Origin of the sequence: Mammaliicoccus fleurettii, assembly GCF_003970575.1 — a bacterium.
Classification (GTDB): Bacteria; Bacillota; Bacilli; order Staphylococcales; family Staphylococcaceae; genus Mammaliicoccus; species Mammaliicoccus fleurettii.
In genome coordinates this window covers 1-227 of sequence record NZ_RXWZ01000163.1, presented here as the reverse complement: position 1 = coordinate 227, position 227 = coordinate 1, and the positions used below count along the sequence as shown (strand labels likewise).

1 protein-coding gene is annotated in these 227 nt (G+C 30.4%); it reads right to left on the bottom strand.

Annotated elements, in window-relative coordinates; genetic code table 11:
* A partial coding sequence (locus tag CD129_RS11305; protein ID WP_218585271.1) for a transposase occupies positions 1-227 on the bottom strand: 227 nt, incomplete at both ends.

Sequence of the window (227 nt, the reverse complement as noted above, 5' to 3'; positions counted from 1 at the left end):
TGTTCTTTTGCATCGCCAAATCTTCTTTCTACAGTTTGACTTCTTAGTTTATATGCTTTTTTAATTGTATCTACAAACCTTAAATCTTCGATTATGTCTAAATCATCTTGCCAAACATGTCTACGAATTTCTCTAGTATAGTTTTTGTTCTCCGTACATTTATTTAATAGCGGACATGATTTACATTTAATCGGATTTGATTTGTATAATCTATGACCTGTTGGCAT